Below are 2,103 nucleotides of genomic sequence, written 5' to 3'. Positions count from 1 at the left end.
GAGGCCGCGGGTTCGGAAAAAAACTTTCAGGAGGAGGCCCTTTCCGCCAGAGTTACGAGAGGGCTTTTCCTGAAAACCGCAAGGACCCGTGGGACCTCTCCGGGGTTTTTTACCTTTATGACATAAAGGCCCGAGGGATACGGGCCATCCACGATCCGGGCTCCCACCGAGAGGAGAAGACGTCGTATCTCTCCCTCCCGGGCCTCGGGCCGGAAGAGGACATTTATCAGTTCACCCCTTTCCTTCACCGGAGCGGAAAGGGTGGTGTAGGGTAGAGGAGAGGGGTGGTAGGCCTTGATCCCCAGAAACACGATAAGGAGAAATTGAAAAATGATGACCAGGGTTTTGAAGGAGGGAAAGGCCCGGAGCGTAAAGACCCGAATCCGCCTTCTCGGCGGATGCAACCGGGCCCTAAGGCGCAGAAACAGGTCCTTCGGAGGTCTTTCCTCGGCCGCAAGAAGATCGTAGGCCCCGGAAAGAGCCCTCCACTCCTCGAGTTCTTCCCGAAGGGCCGGGTCCTTCTTAAGAGCCTCCTCCACCCTTCTCCTTTCCGGCTCGGAAAGGAGCCCTTTTACATAATACGGTAAAAGATCCCGGATCTCTTTTTCAGAGGACATCTTCGCGCCTCACCCCCATCTCTTCAAGGATTTTGCGGAGCTTTTTCTTAGCGTGAAAGACCCGGGTCTTTACCGTATTTACCGGAATATTCAGGAGCTGGGCCACCTCCTCGTAACGCAGCCCGTGAAAGAACACCAGATCCAGGACCTCCCGGTGGGTGAGAGGAAGTCGTTTCAGGGCTCTCGCGAGCAACCTAAACCGCTCCCTTTCCATGCTCTCTTCCACCGGATTCTGGCCTCCGGCTGTTTCCTCGTATTCCACCTCTTCATGCCGTCTCTCCCTGCGAAGGGTCTTAAAGGTCAAATGCCGGGCGATGCTGTACATCCATACGAGGGCCTGCGAACGCCCCTCAAAATTCTTTGCCGATCGCCAGATCTCAAGATAGGTTTCCATCATGATATCCTCGGTTTTCTCCCGGTCTCCGCAGAGACGATAAATATAAAACCAGATCTTTTCGGCCGTGAGCCGATAAAGCTCCTCAAAAGCCCGCTCATCTCCGGAGGCCACTCTTTCAAGAAGTCTCTCAATCACATAAGTGTCCTTTTCAAAGGATAAGGTTCATAATTTCTTTTTTAACATTTTTAAAGATATTTTCCAAGATTTTAAGAAAAGATAGCCATTGATATTTTACATAAAATTTAAATCCCCCTTTTGAGGTATGATTACTTTTATCTAAATTTATTCCATAAAACTTAAGAAGACGAAAAGGTAAACCTTGGATTTCCGTCCAAGGGGTTTTAAACTTTTTGATCCGGATCAAGGAGGAATTTAGGGGGGAACTTAATATAAAAGTAGATCCTGATAAGGAGGTTTAGTTATGGCCAGGAAATTGGTGGTCAACCAGGAGGAATGTATAGGTTGCGGCTCCTGTGTGGAGATCTGTCCGGAGGTCTTCGAGCTTGACGAAAACGAGAAGTCCTATGTGAAAAACCAGGAGGCCTGTAACACCTGCGACTGCGAGGAGGCCATCGAGACCTGTCCGGTGGGGGCCATCTCCTGGGAGGAGGAATAAAGTGATCCTGGCTACGGGCCAGGATCGGTGTTACGACACCCGGGGCCGGGAGGTCCCCTGCGCGGGTAGCGGCCAGGACGGAGAGCTCCGGATCGGGCTCTCGGCCCGGCTGCGTTTCAGACTGGAGGGAGAGCTCGTACGGGATCTCCTTACCGGTCTTTCCTGGCCCCGGAACGCCTCCCTCTTTGAGTTTCCCATGAGCTGGGAGGAGGCCCTTTCGGCCGTAAAAAAACTCAACCGGGAAGGCTTCCTCGGCTTTTCCGACTGGCGGCTCCCGAACCGCAGGGAACTCCGCAGTCTGGTCTTCCTTCAGGCCAAAAATCCGGTCCTTCCCCCGGATCACCCCTTCGAAAACGTCTTTCACGGCTGGTACTGGACCTCCACCACCGCGACCATCAATCCCCGCTACGCCTGGAACGTCCATTTCGGCGGCGGCCGCATGTTCTACAGTCACAAGGAAGACGAACGGATGG

At 53.3% G+C, this 2,103-nt stretch carries 4 protein-coding genes; 2 read left to right on the top strand and 2 right to left on the bottom strand.

Features of this window, described 5'->3' with window-relative positions:
• Window positions 1-26: 26 nt before the first annotated feature.
• Window positions 27-617, bottom strand: coding sequence for a zf-HC2 domain-containing protein (locus F8J34_RS05480; protein WP_297057004.1), 591 nt, complete (start codon window positions 615-617; stop codon window positions 27-29).
• The gene (locus F8J34_RS05475) at window positions 607-1,149 is read right to left on the bottom strand and encodes a sigma-70 family RNA polymerase sigma factor (RefSeq protein WP_297057003.1); all 543 of its coding nucleotides are present in this window, start codon (window positions 1,147-1,149) and stop codon (window positions 607-609) included. The genes F8J34_RS05480 and F8J34_RS05475 overlap by 11 nt, the downstream gene beginning before the upstream one ends.
• 286 nt (window positions 1,150-1,435) lie before the next feature.
• On the opposite strand from F8J34_RS05475, the gene F8J34_RS05470 reads away from it, so the two are divergent.
• Together F8J34_RS05470 and F8J34_RS05465 are read left to right on the top strand one after the other, a co-directional pair.
• Window positions 1,436-1,630, top strand: coding sequence for a ferredoxin (locus F8J34_RS05470; protein ID WP_297057002.1), 195 nt, complete (start codon window positions 1,436-1,438; stop codon window positions 1,628-1,630).
• A gap of 1 nt (window position 1,631) precedes the next feature.
• Window positions 1,632-2,103, top strand: a 472-nt coding sequence (locus F8J34_RS05465) for a DUF1566 domain-containing protein (RefSeq protein WP_297057001.1), incomplete at its 3' end; no start/stop codon positions are given.

The organism is Thermosulfurimonas sp., assembly GCF_015491435.1.
In the GTDB taxonomy this organism is placed as follows: domain Bacteria; phylum Desulfobacterota; class Thermodesulfobacteria; order Thermodesulfobacteriales; family Thermodesulfobacteriaceae; genus Thermosulfurimonas_A.
The sequence above is the reverse complement of the archived record's forward strand: the minus strand, read 5'-3'. Positions and strand labels throughout refer to the sequence as shown.

Coding starts and splice junctions, on each gene's coding strand:
- F8J34_RS05480 (WP_297057004.1), bottom strand. CDS start 617: ATGTCCTCTGAAAAAGAGATCCGGGATCTTTTACCGTATTATGTAAAA.
- F8J34_RS05470 (WP_297057002.1), top strand. CDS start 1,436: ATGGCCAGGAAATTGGTGGTCAACCAGGAGGAATGTATAGGTTGCGGC.